The sequence below is a fragment of the Microbacterium foliorum genome (assembly GCF_006385575.1).
Taxonomy (GTDB): Bacteria; Actinomycetota; Actinomycetes; order Actinomycetales; family Microbacteriaceae; genus Microbacterium; species Microbacterium foliorum_B.
The window spans coordinates 1,082,390-1,102,384 of sequence record NZ_CP041040.1; the positions used below are offsets into that span (position 1 = coordinate 1,082,390).

Below are 19,995 nucleotides of genomic sequence, written 5' to 3' on the forward strand. Positions count from 1 at the left end.
AGGCGAGGTGCGGCTACTCGCCGATGCGGAGCCAGTCGTCGGCGACCTTCTCCCAGGCATTCGTGCCGGATTCGAGGACGATCGGCCAGCCGGCGGTGTTCTGCGTGCCGAAGGCGTAGGGGGTTCCGACCATCGGGTTCTCGATGGGGTCCATCCCTCGCAGCGCCTCGGTGACCGTCTCGCGTGTGATGTCACCGTCCATGCCCTCGAGCACCTCGATGAAGTAGGTCGCCGCGAGGTATCCGCCCTGGCTGAACGAGGTGAGCGGGATGTCGTTGGCCTCCATCAGCTCGCGCCAGTCGGCGTTGATCTCGTCGTCGTCAGTGAAGGGGTAGAACTCGGCCGGGACGTAGATGCCGGCACCCGCATCGTCGATCGCCTCCGCGAAGTTCTCGCTGTAGACGCTGGTCAGGTAGAGCCAGGTCACGTCGTCCCAGCCCTGGGCGTTGGCGGCCTTGACCTGGCCGATCGCGTCGGGTTCGACGGGGTTGATCGCGAGCGCTTTGCACCCCTGCTCGCGGGCTTTCACGATGTAGGGCGTGTAGTCCGAGGCGCCGTAGGGCACGGTGTCGTCGACGTACTTCGGCTCCTTGCCGGTGATCTCGGTCCACTTGTCGATCGCGGCCTGGTAGGTCGGGCGCGTGGAGCCCGCGATCTCGAGCAGGATACAGATGTCGTCGAGGCCGAGCACCTCCGAGCCGTATTGCAGGGTGAGGGTCATGTCGTTGAACGGACCGACATTCGCCGGCGAGATGTTGTCGCTGGCGAAGCACCCGGTGTCGACCCCGATGCCCGGGAGCGACAGGATCTCCTCCTGCTCGTAGTACTTCGCGTTGATCTCGCACTCGATCAGGCTGGCGGAGCCGACCAGCGCGACGGCACCGTCGCTGCCGACCAGCTCACGGGCGGATGCCGTCGCGGTCGCCGGGTCTCCCTTGTCGTCGAGGGTCTTGTACTCGATGGTGCGTCCGTCCAGGCCTCCGGCCTCGTTGAACGCGTCGAACACGGCGGCCGCTGCGAGGGATGCCTCGGGGAACGTCGCCGGGCCGCTGATCGTATTCACGGAGCCGACGACGATGGGGGCCCCTTCGCCGCCTCCGCTGCCGTCTCCGCCGGCGCAGCCGGCCAGGGTGAGGGCTGCCACGGCGATGAGCGCCGCAGTGCCGGATACTCGCTTGTTCATGTGATTCCTGCCTCTCGTGTGCGTGGTGACTGCTGTGGTCAGTCGCGCAGTGCGCGGTTGACCAGTTCGGTGTCGGTGAACTGCTCGAACGCGACGACCCGGTGCTCGGTCAGGCGCCAGACGTGCGCGACGCGGGCGGCGAAGAATCGGCCGGTCGCTCGGTACGTACCCGAGTAGGTGCCGATGCCCACGACGACGTCTCCGCCGTCGATGACCTCGTCGATCGCGACCGTGTAGTCGTCCCACTCGTCTTGGATGCGCTGGAAGACACCGGCAGCGACCGCATCCGGTCCCAGGTACGTGCCGGCGTAGGGGAAGCCGGCGGCCTCGGTCCAGCTCACGTCGTCGGCGAGGGGCGCCAGCATGCCGTCGAGGTCACCCCGGTCGCTGGCCGCGTAGTGCGCTGTGATGATGTCTGCGTTGCTCATGGGAGTCCTTCCTGAAGGGCGTCGTCGGCTCAGACGGGCTGTGCGTCGGGGTAGTCGACGGACCCGAGCGGATAGATGTGACCGCCGCCGCGCGAGTGCTCGGCGTCGCCGTCGCCGTTGAGGCCGAGGAAGATCCCGGTCGTCATCAGCTGATAGCCGAGGTCGTGCAGCCAGACGCTGGCGACGGCGATGCGGAACTCGCGGAAGCAGAACAGGTAGAGGCCGTCGGCGAACTTCCAGACGGTCGAGAGGTCCATGTCGCCGTGCCCCCGCTGCACACCCTCCAGGCACTGCCACGCATAGCGCTGGCTCGAGACGTAGACGTGCTCGTAGAGGTGGTGCGGGCTGTAGCGGTAGACGTTGCGCTTGCCGATCAGGTCTCGGCTCGGCCCCGGCACCTCGCCCGTCGCGGCGCCGCCGTCGGTGGTCGCCGCCCAGAAGTCCTGGCCGACCTGCGGGGTGCCCTCGACGGACTCGGCCGCGATCCGCGACCGCACGACGGTCGCCCGGTGCGTCGTGGTCGAGTAGACGATCGTGATCGCCTCCCGCTCCCGGCTCTCGAGCGGGATGTTCACGAAGACGACGTCACCGCGCACCGCCACGGCGTCGTACGGGTCGGTGCCGGAAGCCCCTAGCCCCGCCCATGTGACGGCGACGGCATCGAAGTCGAGGGCGAGCGTGGACTCGTCGTCGAGTGTGAGGACGAGCGAGGTGCCGTTCAGAGAAGCGTTCGGCAGCCGGAACGTGTCGATGCCCGCGGCGAACTCGTCGTACGTGCGCCATTCGTCGAGGGCGGAATCGGTCGTGACAGGGGCAGTCATGGGGGTCCTGACGTCGCATCCAGCGGAGCATCCTCGCTCCGGGCATCGCGTCATCGCGGTGCGCTTGCCCCATGCTCCGGCGGCGCACGGCATCCGCTCAAGAGAAGCGACGCCATCGCGCGCCGACAGTCAACCGGCGTGCCCTGCAGAGCAAGGACACATCAGTCGGACCCGCCGGAGACGCCTTGCGGGTGCGAGCTCAGCGCTCGTTCAGTGCGCGGCGCGGTACTCGCTCGGAGAGATCCCGAACGCGGATTTGAATGCGCGGCTGAAGTGCGCTGCGTCGACGAAGCCCCAGCGCGCCGCGATCGCGGCGACGGGACGATCGGCGAGCATCGGGTCGAGCAGATCACGCCGGCACTGCTCGAGGCGGCGCGTGCGGATCCACGTCGAGACGGTGACGCCCTGCTCCTGGAACAGCCCGTGCAGGTGGCGGGTCGAGATGAAGTGCGCCGATGCGATGGTCGCGGGTCCGAGATCGGTCGAGGCGAGGTTGCGGTCGATGTACGAGCGGATGCGCTGCACGAGAGCACGATGAGGGTCGGCCGAGACTCCGTCGAGGCCGAGTTCGCGCGTGAACACCGTCGTGACGAGGTCGAGGGCGCTGTGCGCCAATCGGGCCCCCGTCGTGCCGGCGAGCTGATCGAGGTTGCCGGCGAGCTGGGTGAGATAGGGCACGACCATCCCGCCGAGGCCGCCCTGACCGGAGATGCGCACAGCGGTGAGCTGCCCGATCATGTCGGAGGGGAGGCTGATCAGATGCTTCGGGAACATCACGACCATCGTGCGGAAGTCGTCGTCGAACACCAGGGAGTATGGCCGGTCGGTGTCATAGACCGCGAGGTCTCCGGCCTGGAGCACGGCTTCCCGGTCGTCCTGGATCAGCAGCCCGGTGCCGGCGAGCATGAGGCTGAGCTTGAAGTACGAACGGTCGCTGCGCGCGATGAGCTCGGGCGTCCGCTCCACGACATGGGATGTGGCGCGCACCTCGTTCACGTGCACCTCGTCGACCGACGCCCCGCGGATGATCCCGCGGAAGTGGTCGGGCCCTGCCGTCGACACCTGCAGTGGCACGAAGGATTCCGAGACGGCGGCCCGGAACTCGCTGATGTTGCGCGCGACGAGAGTCGACACCGATTCGGCGGGGGCGGCGGCTGCACCGTTCATGAATGATCACCTCGGGTGGTGGAACGACGACGTTGTATACGATCCGTGCCGTGATGCTATCACCGGCGCGGTCCGGAGGGCGAGGCTTCTATGATGTGGGCGGAGGCCAGCGATGCGATATCTGGGCGAGAAGGTCGTGCAGGTCCTGCGTCAGCTGCGGGGACCCGACACGGCGGATGCGGTGTTCGAGGCCACCGCGCTCATCGTCGGGGCGGTGTTCTTGCTGCTCGGGTTCGCGATCGGGTGGCCGGTCTTCTGGGGCCAGGAGATGGCGATCAGCGGCACCGGCTCGATCGGCGCTTTCGCGGCGTACGGGGGTGCGATCACCGCCGTGCTGGCCTTCGCGCTCGGCCGCCTCGTCGTCAGGCCCGCGACGGTCGCGCCCGACGGCACCCGCGATGGATTCAGCGTTCCGGGTGATCGGCTGCGCTGGTACGACCTGACCGCGATCGCCTTCGCGCATGCGGCGATCGCCTATCTGGGGTGGCTGGGCATCGCCGAGCTGCTCGAGCGCAGTTTCACCGGAGCCCCGGTCTTCGCCTTCCCCGGAGCGATCCTGGTGGCTGTGGCGTTCGCGCTCACCGCCTACGTGACGTTCCTCAGCGCCGTCGCGCTCACGCCGACGGTGCTGTCGCTCGTGCTCGCGGTGTTCCTGGTGGTCGGCGCCTTCGCCGCGATGCTCGCCTCCAGCGACGTGTACTGGTGGCAGGACAACCTCTCGGCCCTCGGCATGAGCACCAACAGCGCTTCGGCCGCTTTCAACGTCAAACTGATCATCGCCGGCGTCATGGTCACGACGATCGCGCGCTACGCCACCGCGGGGCTGCCGGTGGATGACCCGATCGATCGGCGCGGCCGCTTCCTGGTGCGCGGCGGTCTGATCCTGATGGGCATCTTCCTCGCGTGTGTCGGGATCTTCCCGGTCGATGAGTTCTTCCTCGTGCACAACACGGTGGCCACCGGCATGGTCGTCGTGTTCGCGGTCGTCGTGGTGGGTCTGCCCTGGTTCCTGCGCACGATCCCTCGGGTCTTCGTGGCGTTGGGCTGGGCTTACGTGCTGGTGATCATCCTGCTCGCGTCGTTCTTCGCGGTCGGCTACTACAACCTCACGGCGGTCGAGCTGATCGCTGCCGTGCTGATCTTCAGCTGGATCATCGTGTTCCTGCGGACGGCCGGGTCGGTCGATCCTGCACGTCGGCACGAGCCGGTGTCGGCCTGAGATCAGACCTTCAGCGCAGCGGCTGCGTGGCGTCGGCGGTGCGCTGGAGCGCGTGGACGGTGTGCGCATGCCGGCGCTGAGCGACACCGACGAACAGGCAGTCGACGACGGCGAGCTGTGCGATCCGGCTCACCATCGCCCCGGCGCGCAGTCGCGGCTCACGGGCACGAGTGAGCAGGGCGTGGTCACAGCTCTCGGTGACGGGTGACGATGACCCTCCCGTGACGCCGATCGTGACGCCCGCCGCGGCCCGCGCGGTCTGCAGGAAGTGCACGGTCTCACGGGTCGTTCCCGAGTGCGAGAAGCCGATCGCCACGGTCTTCCTGGCTCCGAGCGACGCTGCGGCGCTCGCCTCGTGCGAGTCGGTGAGCACGATCGCCGCATGCCCGATGCGGAGCAGCTTGCGGCCGAGGTCGGCGGCCGCCTGTCCGCTCGCGCCGATGCCGAAGAGCAGCACGCGATCGGCGTCGTCGATCGCCTCGACCGCGGCCGCGAGGCTGTCGTAGTCGAGGTTCGCGATGGTCTCCTCGATGGCCAGCAGCTCGAGCGCGGCGACCTTCGCCGTCGCCTCACGCAGCGTGTCGGCCGCGGAGATCTCGGAGCCGAAACCGGATGCTGCAGGGAACTGCACCGATTCGCGGCCGAGCTCGGTGGCCAGCGCCATTCGCAGCGCGGCGTAGCCGTTCACGCCGATGGCGCGGCAGAAGCGGACGACCGAGGCCACCGACGTGTCGCATCGGGCAGCGATCTCGGTGATCGTGCTGTCGACGACGATGGTCGGATCGTCGGCGATCGTCCGAGCGACGCGTGCCAGCGACGGTGGCAGCTTCTCGGCTGCTGAGGCGATCGTCGTCTGGATGCTCATGGCGCTCCTGGCGTGAGGGCGGGTTTCGGGCGTGTGAACAATTCTTTCATGCACGAGGGCTGATGCGTAGACTATTTCCATGTCTTCTCCGCGCGCCCTCGTCGCCGTCGATCTCGGCAAATCGCGATGCCGTGCGGTGACCTCCAGGCCGCGGGGCGCGGACGATCACGCCGCTCACCGCCGACCCGTGTACGACGGCATCGGGGCGCCCGGCCTCGCGGCCGCAGACGGCGTCGCCGCAGCACTCGCCGCGATCCTTCCGTTGAAGGAACGCCTCGATGAGTCGGTCTCGGCCGTCTCGGTGGGCGCTGCGGGAGCCTGGGCCGCCCCCGAGGCCGCGTCAGAGCTGGCGCACGGCCTCGCCGACGCATTCCAGGCGCCGGTCGCGGTGACCTCTGACGTCGTGTCCGCGCATGCGGGAGCGCTCGACGGCGGGGCAGGAGTGCTCCTGATCGCCGGTACCGGTGCAGCGGCCCTCGGCATCGACGACGAGGTGGCCACCCTCGTCGACGGATGGGGTCCAGAGCTGGGCGACTTCGGCAGCGGATCCTGGTTCGGGCGCGAGGCGCTGCGTGCTGTCCTCCGCGCCTCGGCCGGCCTCGCACCCTCGACAGCACTCACGGATGCGGTGGCCCCGACGATCGGCGGCCCCGCCGCGATCCCCGCCTGGCTCTCGTCCGGCGGTGCCCTGCCTCGGCGCCTCGCGACCCTGGCGCCGCTGGTGCTCGATGCGGCAGAGAGCGGCGATCCCGTCTCGGCGCAGATCGTCGCCGAGGGAGTCGGCCTTCTCATCGCGTCGGCCGTCGCCGCGTCTTCGGGCAGCCATGATGTCGCCCTCCACGGCGGGCTCACGGAACACGTCTGGTTCCGCGCAGCCCTCGACCAGGAGCTGCGTGCCGCCGGCCGCACTGTCGTCGTCTCTGTCGGTGATGCCCTCGACGGAGCGCTCCTGCTCGCGGAGCGCACTGATCTTCCCCATGAAAGGTTCGTGCATCGTGCCGAATGAACACGCCAGACTGACCGCGCTCCTCGACGTCCTCTCGACGCTCGGCACGGAGGCGTCGACGACAGAGCGGGGCGATCTCGACCTGCTCGAGACTGCCGAGCTCGTGCGGCGCATGAACGCAGAGGACCACCGCGTCCCGACCGCCGTCGGCGAGCGGAGCGCGGAGATCGCCTCGGCCGTCGACGGCATCACCGAGCGTTTCCGCGCCGGCGGGCGTCTCATCTACCTCGGAGCGGGCACCGCGGGTCGCGTCGGAGTGCTCGACGCCAGTGAATGCCCGCCGACCTTCGGCACGGACCCCTCGATGGTCGTGGGACTGATCGCCGGGGGCGAGACGGCGATCCGCGCTGCGGTCGAGAACGCCGAGGACGACGGCGAGGCTGCGGCGACCTCGCTGCGGGAACTCACGCTCACCGAGCGCGACACGGTCGTCGGCATCTCGGCGTCGGGTCGCACGCCGTACGTCGTGGGCGGCCTCGAGTTCGCGCGGAGCGTCGGCGCGCTCACCGTCGCGATCGCCTCGAACCCGGCATCCGAGATCGGTGCCGTCGCCGAGATCGCGATCGAGGTCGTCACCGGACCCGAGTTCATCTCGGGGTCGACGCGGCTGAAGTCGGGGACGGCGCAGAAGCTCGTCGTCAACATGCTCACCACCCTGTCGATGATCAAGCTCGGCAAGACGCACCACGGTGTGATGGTCGACCTGCTGGCCACGAACGAGAAGCTGCACGCGCGCTCGATCCGCACGGTCACCGAGCTCACCGGCGCCGGGGTCGACGAGGCCTCCGAGGCTCTGGATGCGGCCGGCGGCTCTGTGAAGCTCGCGATCCTGATGATCTCCACGGGGGCATCCGCAGACGCCGCGGCTCGCGCGCTCGACGAGGCCGACGGAATCCTGCGCGTCGCGATCGCCCGACTCTCTTGAGGGGCACGTTCGCCGCGTGCTTCCGTCAGGGGCTGCCCGATGACGACGACCCGCTCACCTCCGACAGCGACGCCGACACTCAGTGGGCGCAGTTGCAGCCGTTGCCGCCTCCACAGCATCCGGCATCCGCAGAGACGTGCGCCTGCGATGATTCCGGCACGTCCATCGCGGGGTTCTGATCGAGGAAGCCGTTCGGCTTGAACCAGAACCCGGCGTAGTCGACCGGCATGATCGGCCAGTCCTCCGGGCGAGGGAAGTGCGTGAGGCCGAACGTATGCCACAGCACGATGTCCTCGCCGTCGAGCGACCGGTCGCCGGCCGAGTACTCCGGCAGCCCTGCGCCGCCCTGATGGGCGTTCGGGTATCGACCGGCCGGCCATATCTGTCCCTGCTCGTGCCGCGTCGCCCACAGGTGCTTCGTGGCGAAGGTCGCGCGTGCGGCGACCGACGACTCGGGGTCGGCCATCAGCAGTGCGGTGGGCTGGGGGATCAGGTGGTACGCGGTCGGGCGTCCGACGTGGTTGGTGCGCGAGGTGCTCTGCACCTCCCAGGCACGCGCGACAGACGTGTCTGCGTCGCGCTGCGCCTCGCGCTCGGAGAGCAGCTGAGTCTCCGACCAGGTGAACGCGTTGCCGAACGGATTGTCCGGCCCCATCGGGATGCGCTGGGCGTCGATCTCGAACAGGCGGTTCTCGTCGCCGTCGATCGCGACATCGAGCCGGGCGCAGAACAGGTGCTGGTGCACCGGGGCGAACACCCCGGGGGCGAGCTCGGTGGCGTGCTTCTGCCGCACGCCGGGTTCACCGGCGCCGGCGAACACGATTCCGGTGGCCTTGGCCACGACCTCGATCGAGCCGTCGAGGTAGAAGTGCCAGTAGAACCCATAGTCGTAGTTGCCGATCGTCGAGAAGTACGACACCACGAAGCGGCGCGACCGGCGCACATCCGATCGGCCCGCGAGGTCGGTGTGCTTCCAGAGGATGCCGTAATCCTCCTCGTGCATGCAGACGACGTTGGGGATGCGCACCGGGTGGCCGTGGTCATCGGCGACGTAGCCGTCGAGATAGCGGATCACCCCCAGGCAGTCGCAGCCGAGCTCGAGATGGTTCGCGTTCTTGCCGAGCAGGTACTCGCCGGCGTCGAAGTAGCTGATCCAGAAGCGACCCGGCGCTGTGTCGCCATAGGGCACGACCATCTCGGGCACGCTCGCCCTGCTGAGCACCGAGCGTCCGTCGAACGCGACGTCATGCAGCACGAGCCCTTCGCGAGCGTTGAAGCTCACCCTCATCGACCAGTTCTCCCACTCGACGAGCGATCCGGTGACCGCGAAGCTCGGGCCCTCGGGCTGCGTGATCTCGATGGGCTTGAGCGACGTGCGCGCCGCCCCCTGCACCTCGGGGTAGTAGTTGCCGTGGCCCGCGGGCACCGGCACATCGCCCTCGTCGTCGATGCGGATCACGCTGCCTGACGTCAGGTCGATGTGCACGACCAGTCCCTCGACGGGGTGGGCCCAGGGGGAGTCGTTCTCGTCGTACTTCAGGAATGTGAGCGAGCGGATGACGCGGCGCCCCACTTCGTCCGCGCGGCCGGTGTAACCCGGCGCCAGCGGGCCGCAGAAGGCGAGTTCCATGTGGGCTGCGAGTCCGCGGCGGGTCATCGCCGCCTGCCACTCGGGCGAGGCCTTCGCGATCGCCTCGGCGCGCTCGTATTCCTCGAACAGGTACTGAGGCTGGCCGTACGGGGGCGCATCGTTGGGGACCCGTTCGTTGCGCACGACCTCACCGCGCGTGATCGAGACGACGACCTCGGTGGCGACCCCGGTGGCGGTATCGAGCAGGGTCGCATCGACCCGACGGTCGATGGGAGAGCCGGGTACCCATGCGGCGAGTTCTTGCTTGGTGGGTTCGTCCGGCAGGAGCAGCGGCACGCGAACGGTCTCGCCGAGCAGCCCGGCGGACTCGAGCACGGCGCGGGCTGCGGCGATCTCGGTGCCGGTGAGCGGGTCGAGCGGATGCGGGGTGGGGATCCGGTCGATGGAGACGGGCTGGGGGTGGGACATCGGCGTACCTCACTATTTCGAGCGTTCGCTCAATAAACGGATTTGGTCGATGGTACGACGGTGCGGCGGGGTGCACAAGAGTGCACCCGGGATCGTCTCTGCGAGAAGACCGGAGTGGATGCGAGCGCGGGGTGCGGGGTGAGCGCGAGGGGTTCAGGCTCGCCAGGGCGAGAGGATGCTGTCGAGCACCGCGAGGTGGGCTTCGGCGCCTCGGGGCTCGGTGACCTCCAGGACCTGCTGCCCGTAGGTGATCGAGCGCAGCAGTGACATGACCGCCTGCTTCGGTGTGGCGGCCGTCAGCTCGCCGTCGGCGACCGCCTCATCGAGGGCCTCGCTGATGCCGTCCTGCCAGGTTGCGAGAGTGGGTGACCCGGCATCGGGGGAGGAGGCGAGCGTCGCGAGGCGCCCCCAGAATCCGACGACCACGTACGCCTCGGTGCGCGTCTCCGCCTCGACGGGAAGGACCTCGCGCATCAGGGCGTCGAGTCTGTTCAGCCCACGCAGTCCCGTGGTCACCGATCGGATCCGCTCGTCGGTGCGGCGGGTGATCTCGGCCGCGGCCGCGCGGATCACGTCATCGAATCCGTCGAAGTAGTGCCAGAGCGATCCCGTCGCGACGCCGAGCTCTTTCGCCACCGCGCGAGACGACACAGCCTCGTGGCCGTCGCGCGCGGCCACGGCGAGCAGCGCCTCGGCGATCTGCCGGCGGCGCTCATCGTGATCGACGACACGGGGCACCCGCCCATCCTGCCGTATCGCATGCGGGTCTAGCTATTTTGAGCGACTGATCAATATAATCCGAGTCGTGGATCACATCCTCCCTGCAGCATCGTGGCTGATGGCGCTCGCCGCCGTCGTCTCGGCAGCGGCGTGCGTGGCCGCCTGGCCTGCGGTCCCGTGGCAGGGGAGGCAGACGTCGCTGATCATGGCGGCGGCGATGGTCGTGATGGCGGTCACCGATGGAGACGCGCTGAGCGGCCTGGTGCTCGGGATCGTCCTGCTCGTGTCTGCGATGCTCGGCACCGTCGGTGTGCGGGGCACTCCGTCTGCGGCGTCGTGCTGTCACCGCGCTCTGGTGTCTCTCGTGATGGCCGTGTGTGCGTTCGAGAACGCGTCGACGGGCGAAGCGTCGGCGGTCGGTGCTCGCGGGCACGGCGGGCATGGGCTCGACGGGATGCTCTCGGCACTCGTGGTGGTCGGCGTCGTCGGCCTGGTGCTCTGGACGCTCGTCGCCGAGTGCATGCGCGCGCGGAGTCCGCGCTCGCGGACTGCCCGCCTGCTCGCGGTCGAGTCGTGGGCGATGGCTGCCGGGGTCACCGCGATGTGCGTCGGCTTCTGAGGCTGCGGTGGCTGGGCGACGTGCGCGGTGGACAGACGTTCTCGGCGCTATTCCGACCGAGTGTCAGTGCGCGCCACCGAATTCGATCAGCACGACGCCCAGCGCGATCAGGGCGACGCCGATCGCCATCAGCACCGAGAAGTGGTCCTTGAAGATCACGCGGCCGAGGATCGCCGTGATCGCGACACCGGCCGCTGACCACACCCCGTAGGCGACGCCCACGGGCATGCCCATGGCGAGGATCGTCCCGAGCAGGGTGAAGGCGGCGAGGTAGCCGACGACGATCACGGGGATCCACCTCCGGCGACGGAGGCCCTCGGACGCGCGCAGGCTGAGGGTCGCGGTCACCTCGCTCGCGATCGCGAGGGCGAGGAGCAGCCAGGTCATGCTCCGACCTCCGCGGATTGCTCGCGCTTGTGCGACCCGAGCTCGACGAGCAGCACGCCGAGCACGATCGCACCGATACCGACGATCTGCACCGACCCGAGAAGCTCGTCGAACAGCACCGTGCCCATCACGGCGGTGAGAACGACGCCGATCGCCGCCCAGATGCCGTAGGCCACGCCCACCGGCATCCCGCGATCCAGCACGATCGACAGCAGCCAGAGCGAGCCGGTGTATCCGACGACCACCGGAATGAGCCACAGCGGATGAGTGACGCCCTCGGCGGCGCGCAACGACAGCGTGGCCGTGACCTCGAGGGCGATCGCGATCAGCAGCGGTGGCCACGGCGACGGGCGGGAGGGGGCGGTCATCTGGAGCCTTTCGAGGCGGGGAATCCCCGGGGGACAACGCGTCGGATGCTCGCAGGATTCCCTGTCGCGCAGGTGAACGACGGTCGCGAAGCCGCGATTTCAGAACCCCGCAGCGCGACGCGTACCCTGGAGACATCCCCCGAAGCTCACCCGGCAATCTTGCGCGCCGGCGACCTCGGCGCGCTCACACATGCAAGGACGCAGATGAACGTAACCGCCGCACCCCATGACGACTGGACGGCGAGAGAAGAGCTGGCCGAGCGGATGATCCCGCTCATCGGCGCCCTCAAGCGCGAACGCGACGTGGTCACCTCCCTCCACGGCCACCGGCTGCTCGGGCTGTCAGCCACCGGCATCGTCGAGGTGCACGACAGAGTGGCTCAGCTCGGGCACGAACGGCTGGCGGTCGATGAGACCCTCGCGGTGCTCGAGGGGGTTCATGAGCTCGCTCCCGGCGCCTCGTCGCTCGACCTCGCTCGGCTCGCCGCAGGTCACGCCGAGAGTGACCTGCCGCTCGACGCCTATCTGACCGAAGCCCTCGCACCGGCGGTGGGTGCGGTCGCCGCCGCGCCCACCGACGTCGTGCTCTACGGCTTCGGACGCATCGGGCGACTGCTCGCCCGCATCCTCATCGCGCACAACGGCGGTGGCAGCGGTCTGCGGCTGCGGGCCATCGTCGTGCGCCGCGGCTCGGAGAACGACCTCGTCAAGCGCGCGTCGCTGCTGCTGCGCGACTCGGTGCACGGCCGCTTCGCCGGCTCCGTCACGGTCGATGAGGAGGCCGAGCAGATCATCGCGAACGGCACCCGTATCCACGTGATCTACTCCGACGACCCCGCGACGATCGACTACACGGCATACGGCATCCACGACGCGATCGTCGTCGACAACACCGGGCGCTGGCGCGACGAGGCCGGTCTCAGCCGCCACCTCGAATCCACGGGCGCCGCACGCGTGCTGCTCACCGCCCCGGGCAAGGGTGCGCTGAAGAACATCGTGCACGGCATCAACGACAGCACGATCGAGCCCGACGACCGCATCATCACGGCAGCGTCGTGCACCACGAATGCGATCACGCCCGTGCTCAAGGCGATCGACGAGGCCTACGGCATCGTGCGCGGCCACGTCGAGACGGTGCACTCGTTCACCAACGACCAGAACCTGATCGACAACTTCCACAGCGGCGACCGGCGCGGGCGCTCGGCCGTGCTGAACATGGTGATCACCGAGACGGGCGCGGCCAAAGCCGTGGCGCGGGCGCTGCCCGAGCTCGAGGGCAAGCTCACCGGCTCGGCGATCCGCGTGCCGACCCCCGACGTGTCACTGGCCGTGCTGCATCTCAGTCTCGAACGGCCGGCGGTCAAGGACGAACTCAACGACTACCTGCGCCGTGTCTCGTTGCACTCGAAGCTGCGCCAGCAGATCGACTACGTCGAGAGCCCGGAGGTCGTGTCGACGGACTTCGTCGGCTCGCACCGCGCCGGCATCGTCGACGGTCTCGCGACCATCGCGAACGACCGCGATGTCGTGCTGTACGTCTGGTACGACAACGAGTACGGATACTCGTGCCAGGTGATCCGCGTGCTCGAGGTCATGGCCGGCTCGCATCCGATCGTGCTCCCGGTGCGTCGAGAGGTGACGCTGCACGGCTGAGTGCGCTGTCGGTCGCACCGGGCATGATGAGGGCATGAAGCCCGCATCCCTGTTGTCCGAGCGGTTGCGCTCGCATCGGCTCACGGCCCCGGCGCGCTCGGTGGCCGATGCCGCGGCCCACATGCTGGCGGTGCAGAGCCAGGATTTCATCGCGGGACGGTGGGCGCTCGCTGCGCGCACACGCAACGAGCCGGCGCTGCGCCTCATCGATCGTGCCTTCGACAGGGGAGACCTGGTGCGGGCGTGGACCATGCGTGGAACGCTGCACATCATTCCGGCGCGCGATCTGCGCTGGGTGCTGTCGGTGACCGGCGTCCGGCAGCGCCAGCAGGCGGCAGGCAGGCGACGCGATCTCGGCATCGACGGGGCGATGGTCGACGCGGCCGTGGCGGCAGTGGTGCCGCGGCTGCGGGACGGCGGCCTCACGCGCTCCGAGATGTTCGAGGTCTTCTCCGGCATCGGCATCGACCCGGGCGGGCAACGGGGCATCCACCTGCTGAGCGAACTGACCCTCGACGGCCTGATCTGTCAGGGGCCGGTCGTCACGCGAGAGGGGGTGAGCCGCGAGCAGCGCTTCGTCCTCGTCGACCAGCACATCCGTGAGCACGCGGCCCCGCCCGACCCACTCGCCGAGCTCTTCGTCCGCTACGTCGACGGGCACGGTCCGACGGGAGTCACAGACTTCGCCTGGTGGTCGGGTCTCACGCTCGGTCAGTCCCGAGAAGCGCGGGACCGAGCTGTGGGCAGGGTGGTCGAGATCGAGGAGGGCGTGTACGTGTCGGGCGCCCGTCCGCGGCGCTCGTCGTCTGCCGCCGCAGTGCTCGCGCTCGGCGCCTTCGACGAGTACTACATCTCGTATGCCGACCGCACGGCGGTCTGCGCTCCCGAGCATCTCGCTCTGGTCGGGCCGGGCAAGAACGGCATGGTGCGTGCGACGCTCATCGCCGACGGTCGGGTGATCGGATGCTGGACGCACGCGAGCGCCTCGCTCGGGGCAGCCCCCGAACTCTTCGTGCCGGATGCCGACGACGGAGCGGTGCGCAGCGCTCTCGCGCGGTTCACCCGCTTCCTCGACGGCTGAGCGGGCGCCCGGCTCACTCGCTCGCGTGTCGCCCGAGGAAGTTGTAGACCTCGTTGTCGTCGACGCCGGGGAACGCACCGCGGGGGAGCGGCGAGAACATGTGCGTGTGCACGCGGGCGCTCGGCCAGGCCTTTCCGCTCCACCGATCGGTGAGGTCGGCCGAGGGCCGGCGGCAGCATGCCTCATCCGGGCAGGTCGAGACGGCGCGGTCGGCGGTCTCGCGTCCGCGCCACCACCGGGCGTCATCGAAGGGCACGCCCACTGTGATCGAGAACTCGCCGTCGGTCGAGACGCCGGTCTGCGTCGAGCACCAGAACGTGCCGGAGGGCGTGTCGGTGTACTGGTGGTGCTCGTTCGTGCGGTTCTGCTGCGTGAAGGCGGCCCTCGCCTGGAACTTGCGGCACACCCGTTGGCCCTCGACAGCGCCCGTGACATCCATCGGCAGGGGCAGGTCGTCGTTCTCGTAGACGCGCGTGATCGCGCCGGTGGCGTCGACGCGGAGGAAGTGCAGTGACATCCCCACGTGTTGCGTGAGCAGGTTCGTCATGCGCATTCCGGCCGCCTCGTGGGTCACGCCGAACGCATCGCGGAAGTCCTCGACCGCGAGGTTGCGATCCTTCTTCGCTTGCTGCAGGAAGGCGACCGAGGCTGTCTCGGGCATCAGGCACGAGGCGGCGAAGTAGTTGATCTCGAGCCGCTGCTGCAGGAAGTCGGCATAGTCGGTCGGGGGAGTGTGCCCGAGCAGACGGTGCGCCATGGCCTGGAGCGCCATGGATCGCAGGCCGTGCCCTCCGGGGATCGACGCCGGCGGCAGGTAGATCCGCCCGTTCTCGAGGTCGGTGACCGAGCGGGTCGAGTGCGGCAGGTCGTTGACGTAGATCAGCTCGAAACCGAGCTTCTCGGCCATGATGCTCACCGTGCGGTGCGTGAGCGCTCCCTGCACGTGCCCAGCAGACCGCAGCTGCTTCTCGGCGAGTTTCTCGATGTCTGCGAGGTAGTTGTTCTGCGCACGCATCCGCAGGCGCAGCTCGGTGTTCGCCCGCCTGGCCTCTTCGGGGGTCGCGATCGCCTCTCGCTCCCGTCGCTGCAGTTCGCGGTGCAGGCCGAGCATCGACTCGATGGTCTCGTCGCTCATCCCCTTCGTGACGCGCACCGGGGCGATGCCGAGCTGTCGGAACACCGGGCTCTCCTGCGCGCGTTCGAGTTCGATCTCGAGAGCGGCGCGTCGGTTCGGCGGCTCGCCGGAGATGAGATCGGTGACCTCGGTGCCCGTGGCCAGCGCGATGGCCTGCAGCAGCGAGAGCTTCGGCTCGCGCTTGCCGTTCTCGATCAGGCTCAGCTGCGAACCGGCGACGCCGACGAGCGCGCCCAGCTCATCGAGTGTGAAGCCCTTCTCGAGTCGGTGGTGCCTGATGCGGTGGCCGAGGGTCGCGAGGTGGATGCCGGAAGGAGCCATTCCTTGATTATAGCTAAAGAATCCTGATTCTTATCGAACGAAATGGCCGAAAGTCGAGGGGTAACCGGAAGAAGATGGAGGAAACGCCCCTCACTTCAAAGGAGTAGTCATGGCGATCGCCGAAGTCTTCACCCCCCGAGCATCATCAGTCGCACCTGTGCGCACCTTCGGGACGGCTCCGACGTATGACACCCCTGCGATGGCAGAGCTCGCGGCATGGGTCGACGAGATCGCCGCTCTCACGCAGCCGGCGTCGATCCACTGGGTCGACGGCTCGCGCGCCGAGAACGACTGGCTGCTGCGAGGGCTCGTCGACGAGGGCAAGCTCATCAAGCTCAACCCCGAGTGGCGTCCCGGGTCGTACCTCGCCCGCTCGCACCCCAGTGACGTCGCGCGCACAGAGGGGCGCACCTTCATCTCGTCGGAGAACGAGGAGGATGCCGGTCCGACCAACAACTGGGCGCCTCCTGCGCAGATGCGCGAGAAGATGACCGAGATCTTCGAGGGCTCGATGCGGGGCCGCACGATGTTCGTCGTGCCGTTCTCCATGGGGCGGGTCGGCGGACCGCTCTCGCACATCGGCGTCCAGGTCACCGACAGTGCCTACGCCGTGGCATCCATCGGCATCATGACGCGCGTCGGCGATGCGGTCACCCGCCAGATCGCCGAGGGCGCACCCTGGGTCAAGACCGTGCACTCGGTCGGCGCACCGCTCGCCGCCGGAGAGCCCGATGTCGAGTGGCCGTGCAACGACGACAAGTACATCGTGCACTTCCCCGAGACTCTCGAGGTCTACTCGTTCGGCTCCGGGTACGGCGGAAACGCGATCCTCGCGAAGAAGTGCTTCGCGCTGCGCATCGCCTCGGTCATCGCCCGCGACGAGGGCTGGCTGGCCGAGCACATGCTGCTCATCCGCGTGATCGACCCGTCGGGCAAGGCCTACCACGTGGCTGCGGCGTTCCCGTCGGCGTGCGGCAAGACGAACCTCGCGATGCTGCGCCCGACCATTCCGGGGTGGCGGGTCGAGACCCTCGGCGACGACATCGCGTGGATCCGCCCGGGTGAGGACGGTCGCCTCTGGGCGATCAATCCCGAAGCCGGCTTCTTCGGTGTCGCACCCGGCACCGGCGAGTCGACCAACGTCACCGCCGTCGAGACGCTCTGGGGCAACACGATCTTCACGAACGTCGCGCTGCGCCCCGATGGGGACGTGTGGTGGGAGGGCCTGACCGATCAGGCTCCGGCTCACCTCATCGACTGGGAGGGCAACGACTGGACGCCCGATTCCGGTCGCCCCGCCGCGCACCCCAACTCGCGCTTCACGGTCTCGGCCGCCCAGTGCCCGCAGATCTCGGAGGACTGGGAAGAGGCAGTGCCGCTCGACGTCATCCTCTTCGGTGGACGCCGTGCGACCAACGTGCCGCTCGTGGTCGAGGCCACGGACTGGACTCACGGTGTGTTCCTCGGATCCAACATCTCGTCCGAGCGCACGGCTGCAGCCGAGGGCACGGTCGGCGAGCTGCGCCGCGATCCGTTCGCGATGCTCCCGTTCTGCGGCTACAACATGGCCGACTACTTCGGCCACTGGCTGAAGGTCGGACGAGGTCTGCGGTTCGACCGCGCACCCCGCATCTTCCAGGTGAACTGGTTCCGTCGCGGCTCGGACGGGCGGTTCCTGTGGCCCGGATTCGGCGACAACTCGCGTGTCGTCGACTGGATCATCCGTCGCGTCTCCGGCGACGTGTCGACCGTCGACAGCCCGATCGGTCGCCTGCCGCTGGTCGAGGACCTCAATCTCGACGGCATCGACGTGCCGGAGGCCGACCTCGAGGAGCTGTTCTCGGTCGACACCGAAGCCTGGAAGACCGAGGCCGACCTCACCGAGGAGTTCTACGACACGTTCGGAGACAAGGTTCCGGCCGCGCTGCGCGCCGAGCTCGCCTCGCTGCGCTACCGCCTCGACAAGGCCTGACAGACCGGGCGCCGGTTCGGGGGAGCCGGCGCTCTATTTCCCCAGATCCCCCTACCCCCAGACCGCGAAGGCGGGATGGCTGAGGCGAACCCATGGCTGAGTGGTCTCCGACATCCCGCCTTCGCGCATGTCCCTGCGATTGACGATGCTGCTCAGGCGAGCAGCTGGTGCCGTGCCAGATCGCGGTAGAGCGGCGTCGACTCGATCAGCTCGGCATGAGTGCCCTGACCGACGACGGCGCCGTCCTGCAGCACCACGATGAGATCGCTGTCGACGACGGTCGACAGCCGGTGGGCGATCACGATGAGCGTGCGATCGGTCGACACCGCATCGATCGCTTCGCGCATGCGCTGTTCGTTCACACCGTCGAGAGACGACGTCGACTCGTCGAGCAGCAGGATCGGGGCATCGGTGAGCAGCGCGCGGGCGATCGCCAGTCGCTGACGCTCTCCGCCCGAGAGCATCACGCCGTCCTCTCCGACGGGGGCCTCGAGCCCCAGAGGGTCGCGCTCGAGCACGTCGCCCAGGTTCACGGCGCGCAGCACCTGCTCGCACGCAGCGTCAGAGGCGTCGGGCGAGGCGAGACGCAGGTTGTCGCCGAGCGTTCCGGCGAGCGTGGGGGCGTCCTGCTCGACGTAGCCGAACTGCGCGCGCAGCTCGTCACGCGGATAGGTGCGCGAGTCGTGGCCGTACAGGCGGATCGATCCGCCCGTCGGGTCGTAGAAGCGCTCGACGAGGGAGAGGATCGTGCTCTTGCCGGCGCCGCTGGGGCCGACGAGCGCGACGCGTGCGCCGCGGGGCACGGAGAACGAGACTCCGCGGAGGACCTCGCGCTCGGCGGGCGCGGACGAGTCGTCGGTCGGTTCGAGGTGCGCATCGGCGAGCAGCGTCTGCGCCTCCTTCGCGGCGGCCAGTCGCGCGGCGACCACGTTCTCGGGGTAGCGGAAGCGCACGTCGCGGAACTCGATCGCGGGGGCGAGAGGATCCGCCGCGTCGCGTGGGAAGGACGCGGCGATCTCGTCATCGTGCTGGGTCTCGATCGGCAGGTTCAGCACCTCCTGGATGCGACCGAGGGCGCCGAGCGCCTGATTGACCGAGGTGATCGCTCCGAACGTGGTCGCGAGCGGCATCACGAGCATGAACAGGAACAGGATGAACGTGATCAGCGACGCGATCGTGATGGTGCCCGCCGCGACCCTGAGTCCGCCGACGCCGAGCACGACGAGCAGCGAGACCTGCAGCGCGACTCCGGCGATCGGAACCACGAGCGACGAGATCTTGGCGATGCGCACGCCGATGCCGTAGGCCTCGGAGGCCAGCGCCGACACCGTCTCGGTCTCGCGTTCGGTCGCCCCGGAGGCGCGCACGGTGCGGATCGAGCCGACGGCACGCTCGACACCCGAGGCGAGCTCGCCGACCTTCTCCTGCTGGGCGGTCGATGCGGTGCGGATGCGACCGCTGAGCGCGGTGACGACGACGACCGAGGCGCCGATCACGACGACGATGAGCAAGAGCAGCACGGGGTCGATCACGAGCATCGCGATGAGCGCGCCGAGGAAGAGGATCGCGCTGCCGACGGCATCCGCCAGTCCCTGTGTGAGCACGGCGTAGAGCAGCGTGGTGTCGGTGCCGACGCGCGACACCAGGTCGCCGGTGCGTCGCGCGTCGAACTCGCTGATCGGCAGGTGCAGGATGCGCGAGATCAGCTTGCGCCTGCTCGAGTACACGACCGCGGTGCCGGTGCGCTGCAGCAGGTAGTGCTGGTAGCCGGAGATGATCGACGACACGATCACGAGACCGACGAGGATCCAGACCAGGATGCCGAGCCCCTGATCGGACTGCACGGTCTCGATGAGCTGCCCGACCAGCAGTGGTTGGGCGAGTGACGTGGCCGCTCCGAACACGCTGAGCACCGCGACGACGATGAGCGTGCGCTTGTGCTCGAAGAGGAAGGGGAGGAGCTGGCGGAAGGTGGCGCGCGGACCGTCGTGCTGCGCGCCGCGTCCGCGTCGGCGTGATGTCGCCGTGCTGGACATGCGGAACCTCGTTCTGAAAGGGGGTAGTTC

At 68.8% G+C, this 19,995-nt stretch carries 18 protein-coding genes; 7 read left to right on the forward strand and 11 right to left on the reverse strand.

Going from position 1 to position 19,995, the window contains the following annotated elements:
• Positions 1–13: 13 nt before the first annotated feature.
• From FIV50_RS05185 to FIV50_RS05200, 4 genes are all read right to left on the reverse strand, one after another.
• Complete coding sequence (locus FIV50_RS05185) at positions 14–1,183, reverse strand: ABC transporter substrate-binding protein (protein WP_140036510.1); 1,170 nt, start codon at positions 1,181–1,183, stop codon at positions 14–16.
• Between the two features lie 38 nt (positions 1,184–1,221).
• Complete coding sequence (locus FIV50_RS05190; protein ID WP_140036511.1) at positions 1,222–1,611, reverse strand: nuclear transport factor 2 family protein; 390 nt, start codon at positions 1,609–1,611, stop codon at positions 1,222–1,224.
• Between the two features lie 29 nt (positions 1,612–1,640).
• Complete coding sequence (locus FIV50_RS05195) at positions 1,641–2,432, reverse strand: MoaF C-terminal domain-containing protein (RefSeq protein ID WP_140036512.1); 792 nt, start codon at positions 2,430–2,432, stop codon at positions 1,641–1,643.
• Between the two features lie 210 nt (positions 2,433–2,642).
• Positions 2,643–3,599, reverse strand: coding sequence for a helix-turn-helix domain-containing protein (locus FIV50_RS05200; protein ID WP_140036513.1), 957 nt, complete (start codon positions 3,597–3,599; stop codon positions 2,643–2,645).
• Positions 3,600–3,711: 112 nt separating this feature from the next.
• On the opposite strand from FIV50_RS05200, the gene FIV50_RS05205 reads away from it, so the two are divergent.
• Positions 3,712–4,818: a DUF998 domain-containing protein gene (locus FIV50_RS05205; protein WP_140036514.1), complete on the forward strand. Its 1,107-nt coding sequence runs from the start codon at positions 3,712–3,714 to the stop codon at positions 4,816–4,818.
• 10 nt (positions 4,819–4,828) lie between these two features.
• Here the strand turns inward: FIV50_RS05205 and FIV50_RS05210 are convergent, their stop codons facing one another.
• Complete coding sequence (locus tag FIV50_RS05210) at positions 4,829–5,683, reverse strand: MurR/RpiR family transcriptional regulator (RefSeq protein ID WP_140036515.1); 855 nt, start codon at positions 5,681–5,683, stop codon at positions 4,829–4,831.
• Between the two features lie 79 nt (positions 5,684–5,762).
• On the opposite strand from FIV50_RS05210, the gene FIV50_RS05215 reads away from it, so the two are divergent.
• Together FIV50_RS05215 and murQ are read left to right on the forward strand one after the other, a co-directional pair.
• Positions 5,763–6,689 carry an N-acetylglucosamine kinase gene (locus FIV50_RS05215; RefSeq protein WP_140036516.1) on the forward strand — a complete coding sequence of 309 codons (927 nt, stop codon included), beginning with the start codon at positions 5,763–5,765 and terminating at the stop codon, positions 6,687–6,689.
• A complete protein-coding gene (gene murQ / locus FIV50_RS05220) occupies positions 6,679–7,614 on the forward strand; it encodes an N-acetylmuramic acid 6-phosphate etherase (protein ID WP_140036517.1) in 936 nt (311 codons plus the stop codon). Before FIV50_RS05215 ends, murQ begins: the two co-directional genes overlap by 11 nt.
• A 79-nt stretch (positions 7,615–7,693) precedes the next feature.
• Here the strand turns inward: murQ and FIV50_RS05225 are convergent, their stop codons facing one another.
• The gene (locus FIV50_RS05225) at positions 7,694–9,673 is read right to left on the reverse strand and encodes a primary-amine oxidase (protein WP_181164341.1); all 1,980 of its coding nucleotides are present in this window, start codon (positions 9,671–9,673) and stop codon (positions 7,694–7,696) included.
• Positions 9,674–9,826: 153 nt separating this feature from the next.
• A complete protein-coding gene (locus FIV50_RS05230; protein WP_140036518.1) occupies positions 9,827–10,411 on the reverse strand; it encodes a TetR/AcrR family transcriptional regulator in 585 nt (194 codons plus the stop codon).
• Positions 10,412–10,478: 67 nt separating this feature from the next.
• Here FIV50_RS05230 and FIV50_RS05235 point away from each other — a divergent pair, with 67 nt between their 5' ends.
• On the forward strand, positions 10,479–11,012 hold the full coding sequence (locus FIV50_RS05235; protein WP_140036519.1) for a hypothetical protein: 534 nt from the start codon (positions 10,479–10,481) through the stop codon (positions 11,010–11,012).
• Between the two features lie 63 nt (positions 11,013–11,075).
• On the opposite strand, the gene FIV50_RS05240 is transcribed toward FIV50_RS05235, so the two are convergent.
• Both FIV50_RS05240 and FIV50_RS05245 read right to left on the reverse strand, forming a co-directional pair.
• A complete protein-coding gene (locus FIV50_RS05240) occupies positions 11,076–11,399 on the reverse strand; it encodes a DMT family transporter (protein WP_140036520.1) in 324 nt (107 codons plus the stop codon).
• Entirely contained in the window at positions 11,396–11,767 is a 372-nt protein-coding gene (locus FIV50_RS05245; protein ID WP_140036521.1) for a DMT family transporter, read from the reverse strand. The genes FIV50_RS05240 and FIV50_RS05245 overlap by 4 nt, the downstream gene beginning before the upstream one ends.
• A 204-nt stretch (positions 11,768–11,971) precedes the next feature.
• Here FIV50_RS05245 and FIV50_RS05250 point away from each other — a divergent pair, with 204 nt between their 5' ends.
• Positions 11,972–13,420, forward strand: coding sequence for a glyceraldehyde-3-phosphate dehydrogenase (locus FIV50_RS05250; protein ID WP_140036522.1), 1,449 nt, complete (start codon positions 11,972–11,974; stop codon positions 13,418–13,420).
• A 34-nt stretch (positions 13,421–13,454) separates the two neighbouring features.
• Positions 13,455–14,501, forward strand: a complete 1,047-nt coding sequence (locus tag FIV50_RS05255; RefSeq protein WP_140036523.1) for a winged helix DNA-binding domain-containing protein — start codon at positions 13,455–13,457, stop codon at positions 14,499–14,501.
• Between the two features lie 13 nt (positions 14,502–14,514).
• Here FIV50_RS05255 and FIV50_RS05260 read toward each other — a convergent pair whose 3' ends face one another.
• Entirely contained in the window at positions 14,515–15,957 is a 1,443-nt protein-coding gene (locus tag FIV50_RS05260; protein ID WP_140036524.1) for an XRE family transcriptional regulator, read from the reverse strand.
• A gap of 109 nt (positions 15,958–16,066) precedes the next feature.
• On the opposite strand from FIV50_RS05260, the gene FIV50_RS05265 reads away from it, so the two are divergent.
• Complete coding sequence (locus FIV50_RS05265) at positions 16,067–17,929, forward strand: phosphoenolpyruvate carboxykinase (GTP) (RefSeq protein ID WP_140036525.1); 1,863 nt, start codon at positions 16,067–16,069, stop codon at positions 17,927–17,929.
• Positions 17,930–18,081: 152 nt separating this feature from the next.
• Here the strand turns inward: FIV50_RS05265 and FIV50_RS05270 are convergent, their stop codons facing one another.
• Entirely contained in the window at positions 18,082–19,965 is a 1,884-nt protein-coding gene (locus FIV50_RS05270; RefSeq protein WP_140036526.1) for an ABC transporter ATP-binding protein, read from the reverse strand.
• Between the last annotated feature and the right edge of the window lie 30 nt (positions 19,966–19,995).

Excerpts from the sequence above, each read along its gene's own strand:
- FIV50_RS05185 (WP_140036510.1), bottom strand. The coding sequence starts at position 1,183 with ATGAACAAGCGAGTATCCGGCACTGCGGCGCTCATCGCCGTGGCAGCC.
- FIV50_RS05190 (WP_140036511.1), bottom strand. The coding sequence starts at position 1,611 with ATGAGCAACGCAGACATCATCACAGCGCACTACGCGGCCAGCGACCGG.
- FIV50_RS05195 (WP_140036512.1), bottom strand. The coding sequence starts at position 2,432 with ATGACTGCCCCTGTCACGACCGATTCCGCCCTCGACGAATGGCGCACG.
- FIV50_RS05200 (WP_140036513.1), bottom strand. The coding sequence starts at position 3,599 with ATGAACGGTGCAGCCGCCGCCCCCGCCGAATCGGTGTCGACTCTCGTC.
- FIV50_RS05205 (WP_140036514.1), top strand. The coding sequence starts at position 3,712 with ATGCGATATCTGGGCGAGAAGGTCGTGCAGGTCCTGCGTCAGCTGCGG.
- FIV50_RS05210 (WP_140036515.1), bottom strand. The coding sequence starts at position 5,683 with ATGAGCATCCAGACGACGATCGCCTCAGCAGCCGAGAAGCTGCCACCG.
- FIV50_RS05215 (WP_140036516.1), top strand. The coding sequence starts at position 5,763 with ATGTCTTCTCCGCGCGCCCTCGTCGCCGTCGATCTCGGCAAATCGCGA.
- FIV50_RS05225 (WP_181164341.1), bottom strand. The coding sequence starts at position 9,673 with ATGTCCCACCCCCAGCCCGTCTCCATCGACCGGATCCCCACCCCGCAT.
- FIV50_RS05240 (WP_140036520.1), bottom strand. The coding sequence starts at position 11,399 with ATGACCTGGCTGCTCCTCGCCCTCGCGATCGCGAGCGAGGTGACCGCG.
- FIV50_RS05245 (WP_140036521.1), bottom strand. The coding sequence starts at position 11,767 with ATGACCGCCCCCTCCCGCCCGTCGCCGTGGCCACCGCTGCTGATCGCG.
- FIV50_RS05250 (WP_140036522.1), top strand. The coding sequence starts at position 11,972 with ATGAACGTAACCGCCGCACCCCATGACGACTGGACGGCGAGAGAAGAG.
- FIV50_RS05255 (WP_140036523.1), top strand. The coding sequence starts at position 13,455 with ATGAAGCCCGCATCCCTGTTGTCCGAGCGGTTGCGCTCGCATCGGCTC.
- FIV50_RS05260 (WP_140036524.1), bottom strand. The coding sequence starts at position 15,957 with ATGGCTCCTTCCGGCATCCACCTCGCGACCCTCGGCCACCGCATCAGG.
- FIV50_RS05265 (WP_140036525.1), top strand. The coding sequence starts at position 16,067 with ATGGCGATCGCCGAAGTCTTCACCCCCCGAGCATCATCAGTCGCACCT.
- FIV50_RS05270 (WP_140036526.1), bottom strand. The coding sequence starts at position 19,965 with ATGTCCAGCACGGCGACATCACGCCGACGCGGACGCGGCGCGCAGCAC.